Origin of the sequence: Massilia sp. WG5 (assembly GCF_001412595.2) — a bacterium.
Taxonomy (GTDB): Bacteria; Pseudomonadota; Gammaproteobacteria; order Burkholderiales; family Burkholderiaceae_D; genus Telluria.
This window is the reverse complement of record NZ_CP012640.2, coordinates 5,325,448-5,348,622: the sequence shown is the minus strand read 5'-3', so window position 1 is coordinate 5,348,622 and position 23,175 is coordinate 5,325,448. Positions and strand designations below refer to the sequence as shown.

Sequence of the window (23,175 nt, the reverse complement as noted above, 5' to 3'; positions counted from 1 at the left end):
CAGGGCGCCGGGGATTCGTCCCAGCGCGCTTGAAGCGGTGCGGGGCGGATCGCATACTTTTTGCACTTTAGCAATTATGTGATCCGATGAAGACTTCACGAACCGGCGCCCTGCTGCTGGCGATGCATGCCGTCGCCAGCGCGCAAACCCAGCCCATGCAGCAGGTGACGATCAGCGCCGGCGGCCTCGAACAGCGCGCGCAATCGACCACCGCCGCCATCGTCGTGGGCCGCGACGAGATCGTGCGCCAGGGCGACACCAGCCTCATCGAGGTCCTCAAGCGCCAGCCCGGCATCAGTATCGACGGCGCACCGGGCAAGCCGGCGATCCGCATGCGCGGGCTGGGCGCAGGCTATGTCGCCATCCTGCTGGGCGGCCTGGCGGCCCCCGCCGGCTTTTCGCTGGAAACGATCGATCCCGAGCTGGTCGAGCGCATCGAGATCCTGCGCGCGCCCACGGCCGAGACCAGCGGACAGGCCGTGGCCGGCGCCATCAACATCATCCTGCGCAAGGCCGGCAAGGCGGCCCGGCCGGGCACGCCGCAGACCGAGATCAAGGCCGGCAGCTCGCTTGCCGCCGGCCGTCCGGCGCCCAGCCTGAACCTCCAGCATTCCGGCCGCGCCGGCACCCTGGCCTGGACCCTCACGGCCATCCTCAGCCGCAGGCAGGACACCTATGCCGGCGTCGCGACCGACGAGAGCCGCGCACCTGCCCTGCTGCGCCATACCGCCTGGTCGGACCGCCAGCGCAACGACCTGCTCGAATTCACGCCGCGCCTGGACTGGCAGCCGAACGCGCGGGACAGCTTCAGCTCGCAAAGCTATGTGCGCTGGAAGCGCATCGATAACAGCAAGACCGAGCTCGCGGACACGCCGATCGGCATGCCGGGCGGCTTCGCGCATGGCGCCAGCAGCTACCGCGCCGACTCGCCGCCGCAGGGCTATGCCGACCTGTCCTGGACCCGCAAGCTGGACGGCGGCGCGCGCTTGAATGCCAAGCTGTCCGGCTACACCAGGAGGCTCGACGCCGACTTCCTCTACCGCGGCATGGACGCCGGCGACACCCTGCTCGAGACCCATCGCGTGGCGTCCGGCCCGTCCGAACGCGGGCTGACCTTCAACGGCAGCTACCGCCAGCCGATCCTGAAGACGCACGCGCTGGCCCTGGGCTGGGAACTGGGCCGCACGCGGCGCGACGAATACCGGCGCGAGCACCAGTTCGACGCTGCCGGCCGGCTGCTCCTCGACAGCGACGAGGCCTACCAGGCGAGGGTCCAGCGCGGCGCCTTCTGGATTCAGGACGAGTGGGACCTGGACGAGGCCTGGTCGGCCTACCTGGGCCTGCGCCGGGAAAGCCTGCACACGACCGGCGAAGGCAATGCCCACGCCGCGGTCGACGTCGACTCCGGCGTCTGGAGTCCGATCTTCCAAACCCTGTTCAAGCCAGGCAAGGGCGACCAGTTCCGCTTCGCCCTCAGCCGCACCTACAAGGCGCCGCAGATCACGCAGCTCATGCCGCGCCGCTACACGGTCGACAACAATAACAGCGCCAACAACCCCGACCAGCAGGGCAATCCGAACCTGCGCCCCGAACTGGCGCTGGGCGCCGACCTGGCCTGGGAACACTATGCGGGAAAGGACGACATGCTCAGCATCAGCGCCTTCGCCAAGCGCATCCGCGACATCACGCTGGACCGCGTGTTCCAGCAGAACGGCGTGTGGATCGTCATGCCGGACAATGTCGGCAACGCGAGCGTGCGCGGGCTGGAGTTCGAAGCCAGGACGCGGCGCGGCGCGCTGGCCGGACGCGTGAACCTGGCGCGCAACTGGTCGCGACTGGAAGCGGTGGCGGGGCCGGACAACCGCATCGCCGGCCAGCCCGACTGGAACGGCAACCTCGGACTGGATTACGCGGCGCCAGGCCAGTCGCTGGAACTCGGCGGCACCTATACCCACCGCAGCGGCTATGCCTCGCGCCAGGGTCCGCTGCAGGCCGACTACGGCGGCGCCAAGCGCCAGCTCGACCTGTATGCGCTGTGGAAGCGCGACGCCCGCGCCAGGTTGCGCCTGTCGGTGTCCGACCTGCTGCATCGGAACTACACCGAGCGCAGCGTCTATGCGGGCGAACCCGACCTCACCACGAGCCTCGTGCATCGTACGCGGACCGTCTGGCGCCTGGTCTGGGAGCAGAACCTTTAAGCATTGCGGCAAGATTTCTTTTGTGACAATATGCGATGTCAAATCACATCGCCTATTTGGAAGGAATCCGAATGCAGCTTGCCGACTACCTTGCCAGCGACGCCACCGCCCTCGCCGACCACGTGGCGCGCGGCGAGGTCCGCGCCGGCGAACTGCTGGACCTGGCGCTGGCCCAGCACCGGCGCGTGCACGGCGACGTGAACGCGATCGTGCGGCTGATGGAGCCCGAGGCGCGCGCGCAGGCGTCCCGCCCGCTGTCCGGCCCCTTTGCCGGCGTGCCCTTCCTGATCAAGGACGGCGTGCAGGACTACGCCGGCCATCCTACCAGCTACGGCAGCCGCGCGATGAAGGGCTTCGTCCCTGCGCAGCATGCGCACGTGGTCGAACGCTACCTGAAGGCCGGCCTGGTTATCTTCGGCAAGACCAACCTGCCCGAGTTCGCGATCCGCGCCGTCACCGACCCCGAGCTGTTCGGCCGCACGAACAATCCCTGGGACCTGGCGCGCACGCCCGGCGGATCGAGCGGCGGCGCGGCGGCGGCGGTCGCCGCGGGCATCGTGCCGATGGCGGCCGGGAACGACGGCGGCGGCTCGCTGCGCATCCCGGCGGCCTGCTGCGGCCTGTTCTCCCTGCGGCCGTCGCGCGGGCGGGTATCGTCCGGGCCGGGCATCGGCGAAGTCTGGTTCGGCGCCTCCAGCGAAGGCGTGATCTCGCGCAGCGTGCGCGATTCGGCGCAGGCGCTCGACCTGCTGCAGGGCGCGGAGCCGGGCGATCCCTTCGTGATTGCGCCGCCTTCGGAACCGTATGCGCAGGCCATGCGCAAGGCGCCGGGGCGCCTGCGGATCGGCTTCACGTCAGTGTCGCCGATCGGGACGGAAGTGCATCCGGAGGCGGTGCGCGCGGTCGAGCAGGCTGCGCGCTTGCTGGCGTCGCTTGGTCATCACGTCGAGGAAGCGGCGCCGCAGATCGACGGGGCGGCGCTGGCGCAGAGTTACCTGCACATGTACTTCGGACAGATCCCGGCCGCGGTGGTGCGCGCGAAGGCGCTGGGTGCGCGGGAACGCGACCTGGAGTTGATGAACCGGATCCTGGTGACGCTGGGGTCCAGCGTGTCGGCAGTGGAACTGACGACGCAGCTGAACCGCTGGAACGCGTTTTCACGTTCTTTGGCGGCGTTCCACGCGCAGTATGACCTGCTGCTGACGCCGACCCTGGCTGCGCCGCCGATCACGCATGGTACCGGCGACCCATCGGGCTTCGAAAAGGGCTTGCTCGGCTTCCTGCACGGGACCGGCATCCTTGGCGTGCTGGCGCGGCTGGGCATGCTCGACGCCACGGTGCAAAAGATCGCGACCGATAACCTGCGCTACGTGCCGTTCACGCAGCTGTCGAACCTGACCGGAACGCCTTCGATGAGCGTGCCGCTGTACTGGACGCCGGACGGGCTGCCGCTGGGCGTGCAGTTCGTGGGGCCGTTCGGGAGCGAGGACAGGCTGCTGCAGGTGGCGCGGCAGCTCGAAGAGGCGCAGCCGTGGTTCAACAGGCTGCCGGCGCTCGCCCGCGCCGGCGCCGGCGCCGCGTAAAACCGGCAAAGATGAGGCCCCCGGCGAGCATCGCGTATTCGGCCGGTTCCGGTACCGGACTGACGGTCCATGCCACGCTCGCCAGTTCCGTACCCCTGAGCACGAATCCGTTTCCTCCCCCGTCCTGGGGATGGACCGATACATAGGTCTCGCCGAGCATGTAGGGGCCGTGTGCACGGATGGGGCTCTTGTCGTGCGGGGGCAACTCGGCGGTAGCCGCTTGATTTAGGGAGACCGTGGGCGCTTCATTCTTATGGCTTCGAAAAACACGCCCTTTTCCGCTACCATCAGTTTGCCGTTCTTGAGCGGATACAGGATATTGCAGCCGGTATCGATGACCCTTACGGGATCGGGCAGCGGAATATCCTTGACCTCGGTGTTCCATTCCGGTTCGAAGTGGCCGACGGTATCCTCGATGGTTTCTTCATAGCTGGTGTCGGCGCAAGGCTGGCCATTGAAAGTGAAGCGCCTGGCTTCGATCAGCAGGGTCTTGCCGAGCATTCGCCGGGCTTCCCGGTCGGACAGACTGCCGGTGGCGCCGCTGCCGAGGATGGATTGGATTTTCCAGGCGCCGTAAAGATCGGCGAGCGGATCCTTGGCGTATGCGGGCAGGGACAGGATGAACATCATTGTCGCAAGCTGGAGCTGGCTGAGCAGGATTTTCATTTGGCGGCGCTCCTGGATTCATTCGCGCTTGCGTCGCCGAACGGCGCGCTCTCCTGTTGGCGGCGGGCGACCAGTCCACTCATTAGGACAAGTGCTCTCCTTCCCCGCTTCTTTTGCGTGGAATAGACCATGCTGGAAATGAGGTCGGCGGCTTGCTTCATTTTTCCTGCATTGATCAACTTGTAGACATCCCGGGTTCCGTAAGCGCCAGCGTTATAGGTAAGGCTCACCAGCGCATCGAACTGCTGCTGGCTGAGCCTAACCTTGATATTGCGCTCGACAGCCCGCTCCGCTTCGAGCAAACGACTTTCGAACGATGCTTTCACCATATCGGTCGTTACTTCGGTCTTCAGTTCTTCAGGCGTGCACGGTCCCTGGTGCACCTTGGTGCCGAAACCAAAGCTGCAGTTCCCTACGCCTGGACGACCGCCATCGTCGTAGAACCTCATCATCAACTTTTCGCACCGTTGCAATGAGGCGCGGCCGTCAGTACTCATGCGCATGCTTGGTGTCCAGATTGAGGACAAGCTGGAAGTGTTGCGCTGGATTTCGAAGTTTAGGTTGGGAAAGATCAGGAGAGGTGATGTTGGAAGACGAAAAAAAGCCCCGAATAATGGGGCAGTTTTCGGCATTTTGGCGGAAGCGGTGAGATTCGAACTCACGAACGGGTTCCCCCGTCGGCAGTTTTCAAGACTGCTGCCTTCAACCACTCGGCCACGCTTCCTGGGGAACCACATTATACATAATTCGTTGCTCGACAGGCAGGCTTAGCGTCGTCGGCTGCGCGTACAAACCTGGATTCCCGCCTTCGCGGGAACGACGGCGCAAAGTGCGCAGGCTCACGCCACCAGCAACCAATTCTCCCGCAAGGCCTTCTCGAACTCATACTCCGGCAGCGGCTTCCCATACAAATACCCCTGCACCTCGTCGCAGCCCGCCTGGCGCAGGAACTCCATCTGCTCCAGGGTCTCGACGCCCTCGGCGATCACGCGGTGCCCCAGCTTGCGGCCCATGCTGATGATGGTGCTGGCGATCGCGCAGTCGCTCGTATCCGCGGGGATGCCGGTGGTGAAGGAACGGTCGATCTTCAGGGTATCGATCGGGAAGCGCTTCAGGTAACTGAGCGATGAATAGCCGGTGCCGAAGTCGTCCAGCGACAGCGCCACGCCCAGCGCGCTGATGCGGTCCATGATGCCGATCACGTAGTCGATGTCGTGCATCAGCGTGCTCTCGGTGATCTCCAGTTCCAGCCACGAGGCGTCGATGCGGTAGCGCTTCAGGGTGTCGGCCACCCGGCCCGGCAGCGAAGACGTGAACTCGCGCGCCGAGACGTTCACCGCCAGGCGGAACGGCGGCAAGCCGGCGCGCTGCCAGATCGCGGCCTGGGCGCAGGCCTGTTCCAGCACCCACTCCCCCACCTGCACGATCAGGCCCGTGGTCTCGGCCAGCGGAATGAAGTCGCTCGGCGGCACCATGCCGCGCTGCGGGTGCATCCAGCGCACCAGGGCTTCGGCGCCGACCAGGCGGCCGCTCCCGATCTCGAATTTCGGCTGGTAGTGCAGCAGCAGTTCGCCGTGGCCGAGCGCGTGGCGCAGGCCGGATTCGATCTGCATGCGCTGCTGCATGCCTTCGTTCATGTCGAGACGGTAGAAGGCCACGCCCTGGTCGGGGTTGTCGACGCGCTCCTTGGCGCGCTGCATCGCGATGTCGGCCATGCGCAGCAGGGTCTCGGCGTCCGCGCCGTCCTGCGGATACACGCTGATGCCGACGCTGGCGCCAACGCGCAGGTCGTGGCCGCCGATCAGGAACGGCGCTTCCAGCACCGCCTGCAGCTTCTGCGCCACCGTGGTCGCCTCGAAGTGCTGGCGCACGTCGAACAGGCCGATCGCGAATTCGTCGGCGGCCACGTGCGAGACCACGTCCTCGTCGCGCAGCGCGCCGCGGAAGCGCTGCGCGACCTGGCGCAGCAGTTCGTCGCCGACCGTGCGGCCGAGGGTGCCGTTGATCAGCTTGAAGCGGTTCAGGTCGATGTACAGCACGCAGGCCGTGCCTTCGTTGCGCTGGGCGGACATCAGCCCCTGGTCGACCAGGCGCGCGAACAGCGTGCGGTTCGGCAGGCCGGTCAGCTCCTGGTAATAGGCCAGGTGGTGCAGGCGCTCTTCGGCCAGCTTGCGCTCGGTGATGTCGGTCAGGTAGGCGATCAGGCCGATCGGGTGGTCGTCGAGGTCGCGCAGCGGCGACAGCGACAGGCTGGCCCAGAAGATCTCGCCCGACTTCTTGCGGCGCCGGACTTCCATCAAGCGCCCGCCCTGCTCGGCGAAGGCGTCCGGGAAATCCGCCTCTTCATCGACGTACAGGAAAAGGATGTGCCGGCCCACCGCTTCGATCGCGCTGTAGCCGAACAGCTGCTCGGCGCCGCGGTTCCAGCTGGTGATGTAGCCCATGCGGTCGGTGGTCAGCACCGATTCGTGGATCTGGTCCAGGATCTGCGACTGGTGCGCCAGCTGGGCCTCGACCTGGGCATAGGCGTGGGTGGTGCGCTGGGCCAGGCCGTGCATCTGCAGCAGGGTTGCGGTGAGCGTGGCCAGGGATTCGAGCTGGCGCCGGTCTTCGCTGGCGAAAGTCCGGCCGCGCAGTTCGTAGCGGCCCAGGCCGTCGCTGTCGGGTCCGACCTGCGCGCTCAGCACCTCACCTGGCACATCACCGAGCCCCGCGCCGGCCACGAAGACGGCCTCCGGGCAGCCCAGCAGGCCGCCGGCGATGCGTCCCAGTTCGGCATGCAGGGCCTCGCCGCGCAGCCTGAGCACGGCCTGGCACACGGCAGCGCTGCTGCCCGGGATATCGCCTGGCAAAGCGACGGTCGGCTCAGACATTGCGCGCCACCTGTATGGCCCAGTGATAGGCATGGAGCTGGCCCTGCCACCATGCCAGGCTGTCGATGCCGGCGCGGGCCAGGACCACGCTGTCCGGCCCCGGCATCTCGCACAGGCGCAGGCGCTGGCCCAGCTGGCCTTCGCGCGCCAGCAGGGCCGCTTCGACCTCGATCGGCAGGTTCAGGTCGCGCAGCAGGGTCGCCATCGGCATGCCGAACAGGCGGTCGAGCAGCGAGAACACGCCGGTCATGAAAGCGAGATCCTGCTGGTCGCGGTCGCCGCCGTCGCGCTTGCACAGCGCTTCCAGCAAGGCGCCGCGGCGCGCGGCGATCGGCAACAGCAGGTTCGGCGGGCCGTCCGGATGCTGGCGCGCGTACAGCAGCAATTGCAGCCAGCGCTGCAGCTGGCGCCGGCCGATGCGGCTGATGGCCTGGCCGAAGCTGGCGATATGGGTGCCGCTCGAGAACGCGGCGGAATTCACCAGCTTGAGCAGGTGGTAGGACAGGCCCGGGTCCTGTTTCAGCTGGGCTTCGAGTTCGCAGGAATCGGCGTCGCGGGCCAGCAGCGCCAGCATGGTCAGGAGCCGCCGGCGCCGGGTGCCGTCGTCCTGCCGGGACGGTTCCCTGGCTTCGGTCTCGGCCAGGTCGAGCGCATAGCTGCCCGAAAACCAGCCGAAACCGGCGTTCTCGCAGGCGCGCATGCAGGCGAGGCTGTCGACGCGGCGCGCCAGGTGCGGGCCGAACAGGGCCGGCAGCGAGCCCGGGGCCAGCCCGCCGGCGCCGCCTTCGCAATCTCCGCCGACATCGCGCGACACGCCGCGCAGCGCGGCCGGCTGCTTCATGCCCTCGGGCAGCGGACCGTCCAGCAGCACGCGGTAGCCCTCGATCTGCAGGTCGGCCAGGCGGCGCGGCGCGCCCTCTTCTTCAAGCGCTTGCGCACGCACCGCCAGCACCATGCGGTTCGGCGGCAGCAGTTTCAGTACGGGCGGGGTGAGCGCCGCCGGGGAATCCAGCAGCACGATGCAATCCAGCGGCGCCAGCGCCGCCAGCAAATCCGGCGCGCCGAACATGGCTTGCAGGGTGACGTCGTCGAGAACGCCTTCGGCCGCGCGCAGCAGCAGCGCAACCCACTCGTTCTGCGCGTTGGCGACGGAACGGATCTCAACCAACGGAAACGAGGCAGCGGCCATGTCTGGGTGGACGGGTTAGTGATTATGCATGATTGGTCAATTCGTTAATAGTAGTGCAGCCATTATCGGAAAGCAACTGAATTTGTTTCCGCGTGGATACACTTTTTCAGGACGCGTGCTGGACCGCGAATTTGATGAGCTCGGCCTGTCCTTCGATGCCGAGCTTGCGCTTGATGTTCAGGCGATGGGTTTCGACGGTACGCACCGACAGGTCGAGCGCCCGTGCGATCTGCTTGTTCGACTCACCCTTGGCGATATGGCGCAGCACTTCCTGCTCGCGCGAGGTCAGCTGGTTGTCCTGCGCGGCCGGCCTGACCAGCTGGCGCGCCACTGGCGCGCTGTAATAGATGCCGCCGGCCATCACGGTGTCGATCGCCAGCACGATGTCCTTGCCGGGCGCGTCCTTCAGCACATAGCCGCGCGCGCCGGCCTGCATGGCCTGGCTCACGTACTCGAGCTTGTCGTGCATGGACAGGATCAGCACGGCGATGTCCGGGTGGCTGCGCGTGAGCTGGGCGGTGGCGTCGATGCCGCTGCCGTCGCGCATCGTAATGTCCATCAGCACCAGGTCGATCGGGGCGCCGCCCGCCAGCTGCAGGGCCTCGAGGCCGGATCCGGCCTCGGCCACGACGCGGAAATGCGGCACCGCTTCCAGGCGCGCGCGCAGGCCGTCGCGCACCAGCGGGTGGTCGTCGACCAGCATAATGCGGATGGGTTCTTGCTTCGTTTCAGTCATGGTTCCAGTGGCTCAGGTCGACGATCGCGCGCACCGTGGTGCCCGCCGCCGAGGAATCGATCCGGAGCGTGCCGCCGATCGCGTCCAGGCGCTCCATCATATTGCGCAGGCCGATGCCGCGCTGCGGGTGCACGGCCACGTGATCAAGGTCGAAGCCGGCCCCGTCATCCAGAATGGCGAGCGTCAGCACGCCGCGGCGCCGCTCCAGCGACAGCGCGATGTTATTCGCGCCGGCATGGCGCTCGATATTCGTCAGCGCTTCCTGGGCGATGCGGAACAGCACCGTGCCCACCACCTGCGGCAGGCGCGCCACCTTGCCGGCCGAGGAAAACGCGACCGGCATGCCGCTGTGCTGGCTGAATTCCTGCGCCAGGTGCTCGAGCGCGGCGGCCAGGCCGAGGTCGTCCAGCAGGGTCGGGCGCAGGTCGTGCGAGATGCGCCGCACTTCGCCCAGCACCTTGTTGAGTTCCTCGGCGGTGCGTTCGAAGCTGGCGCGCGCCTGCGTCTGCTGTTCGGGGCTGCCGGCCAGGCGGATCACGCCGGCCTCGATCTGCAGCTTGATCGACACCAGCCACTGGCTGATGCCGTCGTGCAGGTCGCGCGACAGCCGTGCGCGCTCGGCCTCCTGCGAATCGACCACGCGCTGCGCCAGCACCTTCAGCTTGGCGTCGGCGACCCGCGATTCGCTGACGTTCAGCGCCAGCCCTGAGACGCCGATCACCAGCGCCGACAGGATCGCCAGGCCGGCGATCCACCACATCGTGGTCTGGATATTCCGCGACTGCTGGGCGTCGACCTTGGCGAGGGCGGCGTCGACATCGTCCAGGTAGAGGCCGCTGCCCATCATCCAGCCCCAGGCGGGGATCAGGACCACGTAGCCGAGCTTGGGTGCGGACACCCCGGTCGAGGGCTTGGCCCAGTTGTAGCGCACCATGCCGCCGCCCTGCTTCGCCACCGCGATCAGGTTCTGGATGGTCGGCGCGCCGAACTGATCGTGCAGGTTCCACAGATTGCGCCCGATCAGTTCAGGCTGACGTGGATGCATCAGGTTGCGGCCATTCAGGTCATACACGAAGAAGTAGCCGTCGTTGCCGAAGCTGAGCGAGGCCAGCACCTGCTTGGCTTCTTCCAGCGTGGCCGGGTCGGTGCGGCCGGATGCGGTCAGGTGGGCGATGGCATGCGAGGCCAGCTCCACATAATGCGCGAGCTCGGCCTGCTTGGTGGCCAGATACGCCTGCTGGATGGTGGCGCGCTGCTGCTGCGCAAGGGTGACGGCCTGCTGCCGGATGAATAAAGCAATCGCGCACAGGGCAAGGATCAGCGGGGCGATCGCGAGAAAAATAAACTTCTGCCGTAACTTCATTCCGTGCGCATGGATTTCGTCGTAACATGAAATTGTACGCTCGAATGCAGGGGTGGTCCTACGTATTACTACGCATACGACTCCGTAATCATGCGCTTGTTGATTGCGGAGCGGTGCAAGATACTGATTGGTAGCTTGCCAGTAATGTAAGCAAGATTAGCTTTCAGAATAAGTAATTACTGCTTGGAGGAGTCACCATGAATCGTCTTACGAGCCGGCTCGGTTGGGCCGCGCTTTCGCTGGCGGGCGCCATCTCGCTCGCCTATGTCGCCCTGAACCGGGGCGAATCCATCAATGCCGTGTGGATCGTGGTCGCCGCCGTGTGCGTCTACCTCATCGCCTACCGCTTCTACAGCCTGTACATCTCCGACAAGGTGATGGGCCTGGACGCCCGCCGCCAGACCCCGGCCTACAAGTTCAACGACGGCCTCGACTTCGTGCCGACCAACCGCTACGTGCTGTTCGGCCACCACTTCGCCGCGATCGCCGGCGCCGGCCCGCTGGTCGGTCCGGTCCTGGCGGCGCAGATGGGCTACCTGCCGGGCATGCTGTGGATCCTGGCCGGCGTCGTGTTCGCCGGCGCCGTGCAGGACTTCATGGTGCTGTTCCTGTCGATGCGCCGCGACGGCCGCTCGCTGGGCGACCTGATCAAGTCCGAAATGGGCGAGATCCCGGGCGTCATCGCCCTGTTCGGCACCTTCATGATCATGGTGATCATCCTGGCCGTGCTGGCGCTGATCGTCGTGAAGGCGCTCACCAACTCGCCGTGGGGCTCCTTCACCGTGATGGCGACCATCCCGATCGCCCTGTTCATGGGCATCTACTCGCGCTACATCCGCGTCGGCCGCATCGGCGAAGTCTCGCTGATCGGTTTCGTGCTGCTGATGCTGGCGATTATCGGCGGCCAGGCAGTGCACGATTCGCCGACCTGGGGCCCGATGTTCACCTTCACCGGCGTGCAGCTGACCTGGATGCTGATCGGCTACGGCTTCATCGCCTCGGTGATCCCGGTGTGGCTGCTGCTGGCCCCGCGCGACTACCTGTCGACCTTCCTGAAGATCGGCACCATCGCCGCGCTGGCGCTGGGCATCGTGTTCGTCGCTCCGCACATGCAGATGCCGTCGGTCACCCGCTTCATCGACGGCACCGGCCCGGCCTGGTCGGGCAGCCTGTTCCCCTTCCTGTTCATCACCATCGCCTGCGGCGCCGTGTCCGGCTTCCACGCGCTGATCTCCTCCGGCACCACGCCGAAGATGATCGAGAACGAGACCCACGCCCGCTTCATCGGCTACGGCGGCATGCTGATGGAATCCTTCGTCGCCATCATGGCCCTGGTGGCCGCCTCGACCATCGAGCCGGGCGTCTACTTCGCGATGAACAGCCCGGCCGCCCTGCTCGGCACCACCGCGCAGAGCGCCGCCGCCGCGGTGTCGAATCTCGGCTTCGTGATCACCCCCGACCAGCTGACCCAGCTCGCCAAGGACGTCGGCGAGAACACCATCATCTCGCGCGCCGGCGGCGCCCCGACCCTGGCGGTCGGCATGGCCCACATCCTGTCGAACGTGATCGGCGGCAAGGCGATGATGGCCTTCTGGTACCACTTCGCGATCCTGTTCGAAGCCCTGTTCATCCTGACCGCGGTGGACGCGGGCACCCGCGCCGGCCGCTTCATGCTGCAGGACCTGCTGGGCGCCTTCGCCCCGGCCTTCAAGCGCACCGACTCCCTGCCGGCCAACCTGATCGCCACCGGCCTGTGCGTGGCGGCCTGGGGTTACTTCCTGTACCAGGGCGTGGTCGATCCGCTGGGCGGCATCAACACCCTGTGGCCGCTGTTCGGCATCGCCAACCAGATGCTGGCCGGTATCGCGCTGTCCCTGGGCACCGCCGTGCTGTTCAAGATGAAGCGCGGCCAGTACGCCTGGGTCACCATCGTGCCGACCGTCTGGCTGCTGATCTGCACCCTGACCGCCGGCTGGCAGAAGATCTTCCATGAGAACGTCAAGATCGGCTTCCTGTCGCACGCCCATAAATTCCAGGCCGCCCTCGACCAGGGCCAGGTGCTGGCCCCGGCCAAGAGCCTGGACCAGATGAGCCGCGTGATCTTCAACGACTATGTCGACGCCACCCTGTGCGGCTTCTTCATGTTCGTGGTCGTCGCCGTGCTGTTCTACGGTATCCGTACCGCCATGCAGGCGAACAGGGAAACCCGTCCGAGCGCCAAGGAAACCCCATACGTGCCGGTCGAGCCAGCAGTCGAGGCCTGATCATGTTCAGCACGCTGGCACAGGCGGGCCGCTACCTCGGGCAAAGCATGCGCCTGATGGTCGGCCTGCCGGAATACGACACCTATGTGGCGCACATGGAAAAGACCCACCCGGATCAGCCTGTGATGAGCTACGAGGAGTTCTTCCGCGAGCGCCAGCAGGCGCGCTACGGCAACGGCAAGCGCGGCGGCTGCTGCTGACGCTGCCGGCCGGAGGCCGTATCGCTACCCAAGGGACGCCATTGCGCGTCCCTTTTTCGTTGTCCTTCCCTCCTCTTGCCCCACGACCTTGATCCACGACAAATAGGGCGCACATCCGCTCCCCTATAGTCCCTTCTTGCAGGAAAGTTATTTCCTGCAAGGTGGGCCATGCCTGACGGCCTGATCGCAGCCGGATTTGTCCCGACTATGCCGACATTCGAGCGTTCCAGCCTGAGCCAGAAACTGACGATCATGTGCCTGCTGTCGGCGGCCAGCGCACTGCTGGTCGCCTATGCCGCCTTCGTGCTGTCATCGGTGGTCGAGCACCGGCGCAACGAGAGCGCCGAACTGAGCGCGCTGGCCCAGGTGCTGGCGCGCAGCAGCCAGGATGCCCTGCAGTTCAACGACCGCAAGCTGGCGGCCCAGATCCTGTCGGCGGCCCAGGAAAGGCCGGCGCTGCTTGCGGCCGTCCTGTACGACCGCAAGGGCCGTCCTTTCGCCGCCTGGCGCGCCGAAGGCAAGGAAGGAAATCAACTGGCCGCCCTGCCCGACCCGGGCCGGCAGGCGCTGGAAGACGCCACGCTGGCCGCCAGCCGCCCCTGGCTGCCGAGCATGCGCATCTACCGCCAGGTCGCGCCCGAGGCCGGCGACCATCCGGCCGGCGTGGTCATGGTCGAGGCCGACCAGCGCCCGGTCTGGCTGCGCCTGGGCCGCGGGATGGGCGTGATGGCGGCGGCGCTGGCCAGCGCGATGCTGGTGGCCTGGCTGCTGGCGCGCCGGGTCAGGCGCAACATCGCCGACCCGATCGCCAAGCTGATCAACACGGCGCAGAAGGTCGCGGCCAGCCAGAACTACACGCTGCGCATCGCCCACCAGCGCAACGACGAGCTGGGCACGCTGATCGACAGCTTCAACAATATGCTGGCCCAGGTCGAGGGCCGCGGCCAGGCCCTGACCCACCACCGCGACGAGCTGGAACGCCAGGTCAGCGTGCGCACCGAGCAGCTGGAAAAGGCCAAGAACGCGGCCGAAGCGGCCAGCCGTGCGAAGAGCGCCTTCCTGGCCACCATGAGCCACGAGATCCGCACCCCGATGAACGGCGTGCTGGGCATGGCCGAGATGCTGCTCGGGACCGAGCTCACCGAGACCCAGCGCAACTACACCCAGCTGGTCAAGCAGTCGGGCGAGCACCTGCTGGTGATCATCAACGACATCCTGGATTTTTCGAAGATCGAGGCCGGCAAGCTCACCGTCGAGTACATCAATTTCAACCTGTGGGACCTGCTGGACGACATCCACACCGTCTACACACCCCAGGCCGAGGCCAAGGGCATCGAGATGCACTTCGACATCGCCAACGACATCCCGGTGGCGATCTGCGGCGACCCGAACCGCCTGCGCCAGATCATGGCCAACCTGCTGGGCAATGCGATCAAGTTCACCAACGAGGGCCGGATCCTGGCCCGGGTGCGCATCGCCAGCGAGGACAACCAGGCCGTGATGCTGCGCTTCGAGGTGCACGACACCGGCATCGGCATCTCGCGCGAAGCGCGCGGGCGCATCTTCGAAGCCTTCTCGCAGGCCGACGACTCGACCACCCGCAAGTTCGGCGGCACCGGCCTCGGACTGGCGATCTCGAAGCAGCTGGTCGAGCTGATGGGCGGCTCGATCGGGGTCGACAACGCCCGCACGCAAGGCTCGGTGTTCTGGTTCACGGTGGCCTTCGACAAGCGCCGCGTCGATCCGGACGCGCCCGGCGACCACCAACACACCATCGACGGCCTGCGCGTGCTGGTGGTCGACGAGAACGGCAGCAGCCGCGTGGGCCTGGAGCGCCACCTGGGCGCCTGGCGCGTCGAGTGCGATGGCGCCGACAGCGCCGACGAAGCCCTGGAACGCCTGCACGAGGCCGCGCGCACGGGCCAAGCCTACGATGCCGCCGTCCTCGACATGGAGCTGGAACAGGGCAGCGGCCTGCTGCTGGCGGCCAGCATCAAGCTTGACGCCGCCACGCGCGCCACCCGCGTGATCCTGCTGTCGCCCGAGAAGCTGGCGGCAGATCCGGTGCAGCGCCGCGAAGCCGGGGTGGCCTACCAACTGATCAAGCCGGCGCGCGCCGCCGACCTGTTCGCCTGCCTGGCGACGCGCCCGCGCGGCCAGGTGGCGCCGGCGGCGCGCTTCGTACCGCTCCAGCCGCTGCGCCACGAAGCCGGCAAGGTGCGCTGCCGCCGCGTGCTGCTGGCCGAGGACAATCCGGTCAACGTCGAAGTCGCGCGGGCCATGCTGGAAAGCCTGGACCTGAAGGTTGACTGCGCCCGCAACGGCCTGGAGGCCCTGCATGCCGTACAAGCAGGAGGAAATGCGGGCGGCTACGACTGCGTGCTGATGGATTGCCAGATGCCGGTGATGGACGGCTTCGCCGCCACCGCCGCGATCCGCCGCGATGAGCGCGAGGCCGGACACGGACGGGTGCTGCCGATCATTGCGATCACCGCCAACGCGCTGCAGGGCGACCGCGAAGCCTGTCTCGCCGCCGGCATGGACGACTACCTGTCGAAGCCCTTCGCCCAGCAGGAACTGGCGGCCGTGATCGGGCGCTGGATGGCGCTGCCTCTGGCGGCCACCGTGCACCACGAGGACGAGCCGCCGCGCCTGCCGCCCGAATCCGTCGAGGTGATCCAGCGCGACGTCATCAACCGCACGGCGCTGGAAAAGATCCGCATGCTGTCGCGCGAGCGCGGCGACGCCCTGGTGCAGAAGGTGATCAATGCCTATGTCGATGACACCCCGCAGCAGCTCAGCATCCTGCGCCGCGCGATCGACGGCATGGACACCGGCAACGTGCGCCGCATCGCCCATACCCTGAAATCCGCCAGCGCCAACGTCGGCGCCGAGGCCCTCGCCGCCCTGTGCAAGGAAATGGAGCACCTCGGCCGCGCCGATACCACCGAAGGGGCCGATTCGCTCCTGAACAACATGGAACAAGAGTTCGAGGCCGTCCGCCACTCGCTCGCCGCCATCCTTGAGAAGGAAACCTGACATGCCAGCCCCCAGCTCGAACAAACGCGCGAATTCCCGTGGCGTGGTTCTGGTCGCCGACGACGATCCGGTGATGCGCCTCCTGATGCTCGAGATGCTCGAAGGCGTGAACCTCGACGCCATCGAAGCCGAGGACGGCGTCCAGGCCGTCAAGTTCGCGCGCGAGTGTTCGCCCGACCTGATCCTGATGGACGTCGAGATGCCGCGCATGGACGGCTTCAGCGCCTGCCGCGCGATCCGCGATTCGGAAAACGGCGCCAGCGTGCCGATCGTGATGGTCACCGGCGGCGACGACCTGGAAGCGGTCACCAATGCCTACGAGGCCGGCGCCACCGACTTCGTGTCGAAGCCGATCAACTGGCCGATCCTCGGGCATCGGGTGCTGTACGTGCTGCGCGCCAGCGACGCCATCGTGCGCCTGCGCATTGCCGACGCCCAGAACCGCGCGGTGCTGGCGGCGATCCCGGACACCTTCTTCCGCATGAACGGCGGCGGCGTCTACCTCGACTACGAGCCCGGGCGCACGGGCAACCGGCGCGAACCTGCCGGCCGCGAAGGCCACGGCGCGCGCGACGCCTTCCCGGCCGACGAATGCGTGGGCAAGCACGTCAGCGAAGTGCTGCCGCGCGATATCGCGGAGCGCATGCTGGAGCAGGTCGAGGTGGCCCTGCGCATCCAGCAGGTGCGCTCGGTCGAGTACGAACTGATCCGCTTCGGCCAGGCCCAGCACTTCGAGGCGCGCCTGGTCGCCACCGGTCCCTCGGAGGTGCTGGGCCTGGTTCGCGACATCAGCGAGCGCAAGCGCGCCGAGGACCAGATCCGGCGCCTGGCCTACTGCGACAGCCTGACCGGCATCCCGAACCGCCAGGCCTTCCTGGAGACGCTGGAGCGCGAACTGCAGCGCTCGAAGATCGGCAACAAGAAGTTCGCCGTGCTGTTCATGGACCTGGACGCCTTCAAGCGCATCAACGACACGCTCGGCCACAACGTCGGCGACCAGCTGCTGCAGCAGGTCTCGGACCGCCTGCGCGAGACCATCCGGCCGAGCGACCTGCTGTCGCGCGGCGACTCGCTCACGCGCGACGGCGAGCCGCACGAGGGCACCAACCTGGCGCGCCTGGGCGGCGATGAATTCACGATCCTGATCCCGGACCTGGAACGCGTCGAACACGCGCTGGCCGTGGCGCACCGCGTGAAGGATGCGATGCGCCGCCCCTTCCTCATCGAGGGCAACGAGATCTTCGTCACCGCCAGCATCGGCATCTCGCTGTTTCCGGAGGACGGCGACGACTGCACCTCGCTCCTGAAGTACGCCGACACCGCGATGTACCACGCGAAGAACTGCGGCAAGAACAACGCCAAGCTGTACTCGTCCTCGCTGACCATGCAGATCATGAGCCATGTGAAGCTCGAGGTCGGCCTGCGCAAGGCGCTGCAGAACGACGAGCTGTACCTGCTGTACCAGCCGCAGCTCGACGTGCGCTCGTCCGAGATCGTCGGGGTCGAGGCGCTGGTGCGCTGGCGCCATGCCGAGCGCGGTGTGGTCTCGCCCACCGAGTTCATCCCGCTGGCCGAGGAGACCGGCCTGATCGTGCCGATCGGCGAATGGGTCCTGCGCACCGCCTGCAGCCAGGCGCGCGCCTGGCAGAAGCTGACCCGCCGTCCGGTGCGCATGGCGGTGAACCTGTCGGCCAAGCAGTTCAAGGACGAGAACCTGAGCCAGATCGTGCTGTCGGCCCTGCACGACACCGGGCTCGATCCGCGCCTGCTGGAGCTCGAACTGACCGAAGGCACGCTGATGGACGACGCCAAGGCGACCATGGCCACCCTGGAGCAGTTGCGCGCGATCGGCGTCTACCTGTCGATCGACGATTTCGGCACCGGCTACTCGTCGATGAACTACCTGAAGCGCTTCGACGTGCGCGCCCTGAAGATCGACCGCAGCTTCATCAGCGGCCTGCCGCAGGATTCCGAGAACGCGGCCATCACCCGCGCCATCATCGCGATGGCGCACGGCCTGAAAATGATGGTGGTGGCCGAGGGCGTCGAGACCGGCGAGCAGCTGGTGCTGCTGGAGGAATACGGCTGCGACCTGGTGCAGGGCTTCTACCTGGGCCGTCCGGCCCCGGCCGACACCGTCACCGGAATGCTGCAGACGCTCTGGGTGCCGACCTAGGCGCGAAGATCAGCGTATGCTCCACCGGCCCCGGCAGCAACGGGGTCGGCTTGCCGTGTACCCAGTCCTCGTGTCCGCCCAGGAACCAGGGCGACAGCGGATGCCCGCTCTGCCCGCCCGGCATGTCGTACAAGCCCTCCTCTTCCCTTCCCGGCGACACCGTCAGCCGCTCCGACTGCCCGAACTTCGGCCCCGCCACGCGCGGCATGTTGGCGTCGCCCGGCAGCTGGTCGGGCGGCGCGCCCAGCCAGCGCTTCAGGAACGGCAGGGCCATGCTGATCGGATGCGCGATCTCGGCGGTATTGCGCACGCCCCAGGTGGCCTGCGCCAGCGTCTTGCCGTCCTTGGTGACGTCGGCGATCGTGCGGTCCACCGCGGCCAGCTGCAGGTCCTGCCAGCTGGCATAGGCCGGCGGCAGCCAGGCCGCGGGACGCTCGTCCAGCAGGCGCACCAGCACGACCGGCCAACGCGAGGTGGCGACCGCCATGTTCGCCTTCGGGTCGAGCTTTTCCATCTCGGCGTTGGCGCCGGCGAACACCAGCTCGTACAGCGACCAGCGGAACTGCTGCGCCAGGCGGTAGCCGCTCGAGCCCGTGCTGGCATGGCCGTCCCAGCTGTCCTTCAGCAAGCGGCGGACTTCGGCGCGCTCGGGATGGCCGGCCACGGCATGCTCGTCGAGCAGCGCCAGCAGGCGGTCGCGCCAGCCCTGCACGTACAGGGCGCGGTCGTCGAGGGCGACGCGGAACACCGCCGGCACGTCGGCCTTGTCGCCGAGCTGGCGCACGCCGTCGCTCAGCTGGTGCGCGCGCGCGCCGAGGTCGAAGCCGCCGTCGCCGATCAGCTGGGCGTCGGGACCCGCGAGCTGGCGGTTGTTGGCGGTGACCAGCTGGCCGCCCGCCGGATTCACCACGCGCGGATACTCGTCGGGCGCCAGCAGGCCGTTCCAGGTCGGGGCGTCGCCCTCCGCGCCCAGCGGGAAGGTCACGGCCAGGCCGCGGCCGGCGGCGTCGCGGCGCGGCAGCACGCCGGCCACGGTCCAGCCGATATTGCCGCGGTCGTCGCCGGCCACGATGTTCTGCGCCGGGATGCCGTCGACCGCAGCCGCGGCCAGCGCTTCGTCCAGCGTGCCGGCGGTTTCCAGCTTCAGGTGCTCCAGGCCGACCGCCTGCGGCGAATGCGCGACCCAGTGCACCGCATACAGCTCGCCGCCGGCCTCGCGGATCGGACCGAGGCTGGTCTCGCGCACGCGCAGGCGCGCCGGCGCCTGGCCCTTGACCAGGATGGTCTCGACGACCTCGCGCGGCGTCTCCCAGCCGGACGGCAGCTTCACCTGGCCGGCGCGCGCCGGGTCGGTTCCCAGGCGCACCAGGTCGAGCGTATCGGCATAGCTGTTGGTGAAGGCCCAGGCCACGTGGCCGTTGCTGCCGACGATGACCAGCGGCGGCGCGCCCGGCAGGCTGACGCCGACCACGCGCCGCTGCGCGCCTTTCGCGTCCGGGAAGCGCAGCGCCATCCGGTACCAGGTGTTCGGCAGCTGCAGGCCGAGGTGCATGTCGTCCGAGACGATCGCCGCCCCGCTGCTGCTGCGCGTGCCGGCCACCGCGTAGTTGTTGCTGCCGACCGAATCGGCGAAGTGGAGGCCCGCCACCTGGCGCGGCGGCACCGCCTCCTTGCGGCCCCACCAGGCGGGGGCGCTGGCCGGGATCGGCGCGGCGGCAGCCAGCGCGGGCGCATTCAGTGGCACATCCAGCGGCGCATCCCAGCGGCTCGCTTCCGGCAGCAGGAAGGCGCGCTGGGCCGGGTCGAGGTGACGCGCCAGCCAGCCGCGCGCCAGCTCGCGCGGTTCCTGGTTGCCCTGCAGGTCGAGGTACATCGCCCACACGGCCAGCAGCGAGTCGGCCGGCGTCCAGGGCCGCGGCGCGGCGCCGGTCAGCGCGTATTCGAAGGGTCGCGCGCCCAGCGCGTTCAGGCCGTCGTTGACGCCGGCCGCGTAGCGTTCGACGAACAGGCGCTGCTCAGGGCTCAGGCGCGCCAGGGCCTCGCCGGCGTAGGCGCGGAAGCGGTGCATGCGATGCGCGCGGTCGAGCGGCAGGGCTTTCGGTCCGAACAGCTCGGCGAGTTCGCCGGCGGCGCTGCGGCGCAGCAGGTCCATCTGGAAGAAGCGCTCCTGCGCATGCACGAAACCGGTCGCATACGCCAGGTCGATCCGGCTCGCACCGCTGATGGTGGGCACGCCAATCGCGTCGCGCGTTACCGTCACCGAGCTGCCGAGCAGCGGCGAGCTGCGCTTGCCGTCGAGCTGCGCCAGGCTGGCGCGCAGGAACAGCCAGGCGCCCAGCACGGCCAGCGCCAGCAGCGCCGCCAGCAACAGCAGAATGCGCCGGCCCCATACCAGCCATGCCCGTCGTGCCATCCTCGTCTCCGATCTTGAAAAACGGGCATCTTGCCAGAAAACCCACTCGTCAGCGAGCCTTGACGCCGTCCGGCGCATCCACCCTCGTGCCCGATTGGGCGATGCTGGACGCCCGCCGCCAGCCTGCGCTATGCTGAATCCAGGCGCACGGCGCCGTTGCACATGGAGGCTTTATGTCCTTCCTTTCACTTCGATTGCCATCCCCTGCCGCTACCGGCGCCCTGCTGTTGCTGTCGCTGGCGGCTTCCGCCTGCAGCACGCCGCAGGAGCGCGCCGCGCAAAAGCAGGCCGAGATGGCCAACATGATGACCATCTACGGTCCCGCCTGCTCACGGCTGGGCTATGCCGTCGATTCGGACCAGTGGCGCAACTGTATCCTGAGCCTCAGCGCAAAGGACGAGCTGGTGCGCTATGGCTCGTCTCCTGGCTACTATCCGGGCTACTGGCGCGGCGGCTACTGGGGCCATTACTGGTGAGCGCGGCCTCGCCGGCCAGCCTGCGCGCGCACTCGGCCTTGGTGACGGCGGTGCGACGCGCCAGCAGGCGCTCCAGCGCGCGCTGGGTATGCCGTACCAGCTCGGGATAGCGCGCGTCCGGCGGATGCAGGCTGAAACGCACCAGCGGCGCGTCCGCCAGCAACGCGGCGGTGGCGTCCGCCACCCGCGGCGACAGCCAGCGGCCGCCGCGGTTGCGCGCCGCGTAGACCATCGACGGCGATTTGACGGGCTCGACAGGTCCCCGGCCGCCGCGCAGGACGTGGAAATGGCTGAAGGTGGTCGTGTAGGCGAAGGACGATTCGCGCAGCGCCTGCCAGGCACCCTCGCCCAGCAGCCAGGCCGGCGGCACGAAGCCGCTCGGGGTCCAGCCGCGCTCGGCGAACCAGGCCAGGCCCAGGTCGAGCCGGCGCCGCGCTTCGTCATGGTCGAGCGCGGCGAACTCGCCTTCGCGCCGGGTGTACACATTGCGCAGGAAGCGCGCGCGCAAACCGCCGCGGTTCGCTTCCGTGTCGAGGTGGCTGTAGCCGTGCAGCGCCAGCTCGTCGCCGCGCGCCAGCGCCGCGTCCAGGCCCGCCTCCATCGCCGGCGAGCGCTCGGGCCGGAAGTGATAATGCGGCACCACCAGCCAGGTCAGCGGGATGTCGGCCACCGCGCGGATCGCCTCCACCAGGCGCAGGCAGTCGGGCCAGGTAGCCGGCGCGACGTCGTGGATCGACACGCACAGCATGCCGGACGCGGCGTCATGGGAAGGCTCAGTCGGTAACACAGATACGCTCCGGTTCGCGGCGGATGGGCTGGTAGGCGGCGCCCAGCAGGACGCCGTAGCGGCCCAGCACCTGGGGCAGGATCTCGTCCCAGTCGTAGCGCTCGGCCGCCTTGCGGCGCGCGGCCTGGCCCATGCGCGCCATGTCGCGGAAGTAGATCGCCTCGATCGCCCCGGCCAGGCTGTCGACGCTGTCCGGCTTGGCCAGGATGCCGGTCTCGCGGTCGACCAGCTCGGCCACGCCGCCACGGTCGGTGCCGACGATGGGCAGGCCACAGGCCATGGCTTCGAGCACGATCAGGCCGAAGGTCTCGCAATCGCCCGGATGGACCAGCACGTCGCAACTGGCCAGCAGGCGCGCGAGCTGGCGCTGGTCGCGCTCGAAGGGCACGATGGTGAGGTTGGCCGCGCGCGGCAGGGCATCGCCGCCGCCGACCAGGATCAGGTGGTAGCGCTCGCCAAGCTTCTGCACCGCCTCGATCAGCACGTGCAGCTTCTTTTCCGGCGTGAAGCGGCCGGCGTAGACCAGCAGGCGGGTATCGGGATCGAGCCCGAGGTGTTCACGCAGGGTTTCGCCGAGGCGCTCGCCGTCGCGCTCCGGCCGGAACACGCGCGAGTCGATGCCCAGCGGTTGGTGCACGGCGCCGTGCACGCCGATCTCTTCCAGGTGCTCGACCATCACGCGGCTGGGCGCCAGCACCAGGTCGAACTGGCGGTACAGGTTGGCGAGGTAGCGGCAGGTGCCGTGCGCGATCCAGCTGCCCAGGCGCGGGCGCACCAGGCGCGGCAGGTCGGAATGGTAGAAAGCGACCACGGGAACGTCGTAGCGCTTGCGCATGTGCAGCGCGGCCCAGGCGCAGTGGCCGGCGTCGCCCGCCTCGACCAGGTCGGGGCCGACCGACTCCAGCAGGCGCGCCGGGGCCGACACCGAGAGCGGCATGCGGAAACCGTGGAAGCCCGGCAGGTTGGCGGCGGGAATGCGCACCAGCGCCGGCACGGCATCGTCGCAGGTCTCGACGTTGGAACTCAGGATGGTGTGGCGAAAGCTGGTGCTCGAGAAATGGCTGCGATGCGCCAGCCACTGCGCCTTGGCGTTCAGGTAGGTGCTGACGCCGCCGCCTTCGGCCGCGTAAAACATCGTGATGTCGACAAGGTGCATGCTCGGATCCGGTCAAAGTGTGGCCCACGATAGCAGCGGACCCGGTACGCTGTTTG

Annotated in this window: 17 protein-coding genes and 1 tRNA gene; 7 read left to right on the top strand and 11 right to left on the bottom strand. The window is 67.9% G+C overall.

Annotated features, from left to right (window positions below; genetic code table 11):
* Positions 1 to 86: 86 nt before the first annotated feature.
* Complete coding sequence (locus AM586_RS23835) at positions 87 to 2,198, top strand: TonB-dependent siderophore receptor (RefSeq protein WP_052234435.1); 2,112 nt, start codon at positions 87 to 89, stop codon at positions 2,196 to 2,198.
* A gap of 71 nt (positions 2,199 to 2,269) precedes the next feature.
* Positions 2,270 to 3,781 carry an amidase gene (locus tag AM586_RS23830; protein WP_047826360.1) on the top strand — a complete coding sequence of 504 codons (1,512 nt, stop codon included), beginning with the start codon at positions 2,270 to 2,272 and terminating at the stop codon, positions 3,779 to 3,781.
* Here AM586_RS23830 and AM586_RS29305 read toward each other — a convergent pair.
* The 8 genes from AM586_RS29305 to AM586_RS23795 all read right to left on the bottom strand — a co-directional run bounded on the left by AM586_RS29305 (position 3,735) and on the right by AM586_RS23795 (position 10,608).
* On the bottom strand, positions 3,735 to 3,941 hold the full coding sequence (locus AM586_RS29305; protein WP_162600585.1) for a PEP-CTERM sorting domain-containing protein: 207 nt from the start codon (positions 3,939 to 3,941) through the stop codon (positions 3,735 to 3,737). The genes AM586_RS23830 and AM586_RS29305 overlap by 47 nt on opposite strands.
* Before the next feature lie 65 nt (positions 3,942 to 4,006).
* The gene (locus AM586_RS28970; RefSeq protein ID WP_047826359.1) at positions 4,007 to 4,447 is read right to left on the bottom strand and encodes a hypothetical protein; all 441 of its coding nucleotides are present in this window, start codon (positions 4,445 to 4,447) and stop codon (positions 4,007 to 4,009) included.
* Positions 4,444 to 5,109, bottom strand: a complete 666-nt coding sequence (locus AM586_RS23820) for a lysozyme (protein ID WP_082439500.1) — start codon at positions 5,107 to 5,109, stop codon at positions 4,444 to 4,446. Before AM586_RS23820 ends, AM586_RS28970 begins: the two co-directional genes overlap by 4 nt.
* Positions 5,082 to 5,171, bottom strand: a tRNA-Ser gene (locus AM586_RS23815). Before AM586_RS23815 ends, AM586_RS23820 begins: the two co-directional genes overlap by 28 nt.
* A gap of 115 nt (positions 5,172 to 5,286) precedes the next feature.
* Positions 5,287 to 7,320, bottom strand: a complete 2,034-nt coding sequence (locus tag AM586_RS23810) for a bifunctional diguanylate cyclase/phosphodiesterase (protein WP_047826357.1) — start codon at positions 7,318 to 7,320, stop codon at positions 5,287 to 5,289.
* Positions 7,313 to 8,509, bottom strand: coding sequence for an HDOD domain-containing protein (locus AM586_RS23805; RefSeq protein ID WP_047826356.1), 1,197 nt, complete (start codon positions 8,507 to 8,509; stop codon positions 7,313 to 7,315). The genes AM586_RS23810 and AM586_RS23805 overlap by 8 nt, the downstream gene beginning before the upstream one ends.
* Positions 8,510 to 8,615: 106 nt before the next feature.
* Positions 8,616 to 9,245 carry a response regulator transcription factor gene (locus AM586_RS23800; RefSeq protein ID WP_047826355.1) on the bottom strand — a complete coding sequence of 210 codons (630 nt, stop codon included), beginning with the start codon at positions 9,243 to 9,245 and terminating at the stop codon, positions 8,616 to 8,618.
* Complete coding sequence (locus AM586_RS23795; protein WP_047826354.1) at positions 9,238 to 10,608, bottom strand: cache domain-containing protein; 1,371 nt, start codon at positions 10,606 to 10,608, stop codon at positions 9,238 to 9,240. Before AM586_RS23795 ends, AM586_RS23800 begins: the two co-directional genes overlap by 8 nt.
* A 197-nt stretch (positions 10,609 to 10,805) precedes the next feature.
* On the opposite strand from AM586_RS23795, the gene AM586_RS23790 reads away from it, so the two are divergent.
* From AM586_RS23790 to AM586_RS23775, 4 genes are all read left to right on the top strand, one after another.
* Positions 10,806 to 12,872, top strand: a complete 2,067-nt coding sequence (locus tag AM586_RS23790) for a carbon starvation CstA family protein (RefSeq protein ID WP_060566751.1) — start codon at positions 10,806 to 10,808, stop codon at positions 12,870 to 12,872.
* A gap of 2 nt (positions 12,873 to 12,874) precedes the next feature.
* Entirely contained in the window at positions 12,875 to 13,072 is a 198-nt protein-coding gene (locus AM586_RS23785) for a YbdD/YjiX family protein (protein ID WP_036165641.1), read from the top strand.
* 207 nt (positions 13,073 to 13,279) lie between these two features.
* Complete coding sequence (locus AM586_RS23780; protein ID WP_047823168.1) at positions 13,280 to 16,111, top strand: response regulator; 2,832 nt, start codon at positions 13,280 to 13,282, stop codon at positions 16,109 to 16,111.
* A gap of 1 nt (position 16,112) precedes the next feature.
* Positions 16,113 to 18,287: a bifunctional diguanylate cyclase/phosphodiesterase gene (locus tag AM586_RS23775; RefSeq protein ID WP_047822970.1), complete on the top strand. Its 2,175-nt coding sequence runs from the start codon at positions 16,113 to 16,115 to the stop codon at positions 18,285 to 18,287.
* Here the strand turns inward: AM586_RS23775 and AM586_RS23770 are convergent.
* A complete protein-coding gene (locus AM586_RS23770) occupies positions 18,250 to 20,700 on the bottom strand; it encodes a penicillin acylase family protein (RefSeq protein ID WP_047822973.1) in 2,451 nt (816 codons plus the stop codon). The genes AM586_RS23775 and AM586_RS23770 overlap by 38 nt on opposite strands.
* A gap of 173 nt (positions 20,701 to 20,873) precedes the next feature.
* Between AM586_RS23770 and AM586_RS23765 the strand changes: the two genes are divergently transcribed.
* Positions 20,874 to 21,176, top strand: a complete 303-nt coding sequence (locus AM586_RS23765; protein ID WP_082439499.1) for a hypothetical protein — start codon at positions 20,874 to 20,876, stop codon at positions 21,174 to 21,176.
* Here the strand turns inward: AM586_RS23765 and AM586_RS23760 are convergent.
* Positions 21,085 to 21,963, bottom strand: a complete 879-nt coding sequence (locus tag AM586_RS23760) for a DUF2334 domain-containing protein (protein ID WP_229411060.1) — start codon at positions 21,961 to 21,963, stop codon at positions 21,085 to 21,087. The genes AM586_RS23765 and AM586_RS23760 overlap by 92 nt on opposite strands.
* A complete protein-coding gene (locus tag AM586_RS23755) occupies positions 21,950 to 23,119 on the bottom strand; it encodes a glycosyltransferase (RefSeq protein ID WP_047822977.1) in 1,170 nt (389 codons plus the stop codon). Before AM586_RS23755 ends, AM586_RS23760 begins: the two co-directional genes overlap by 14 nt.
* Between the last annotated feature and the right edge of the window lie 56 nt (positions 23,120 to 23,175).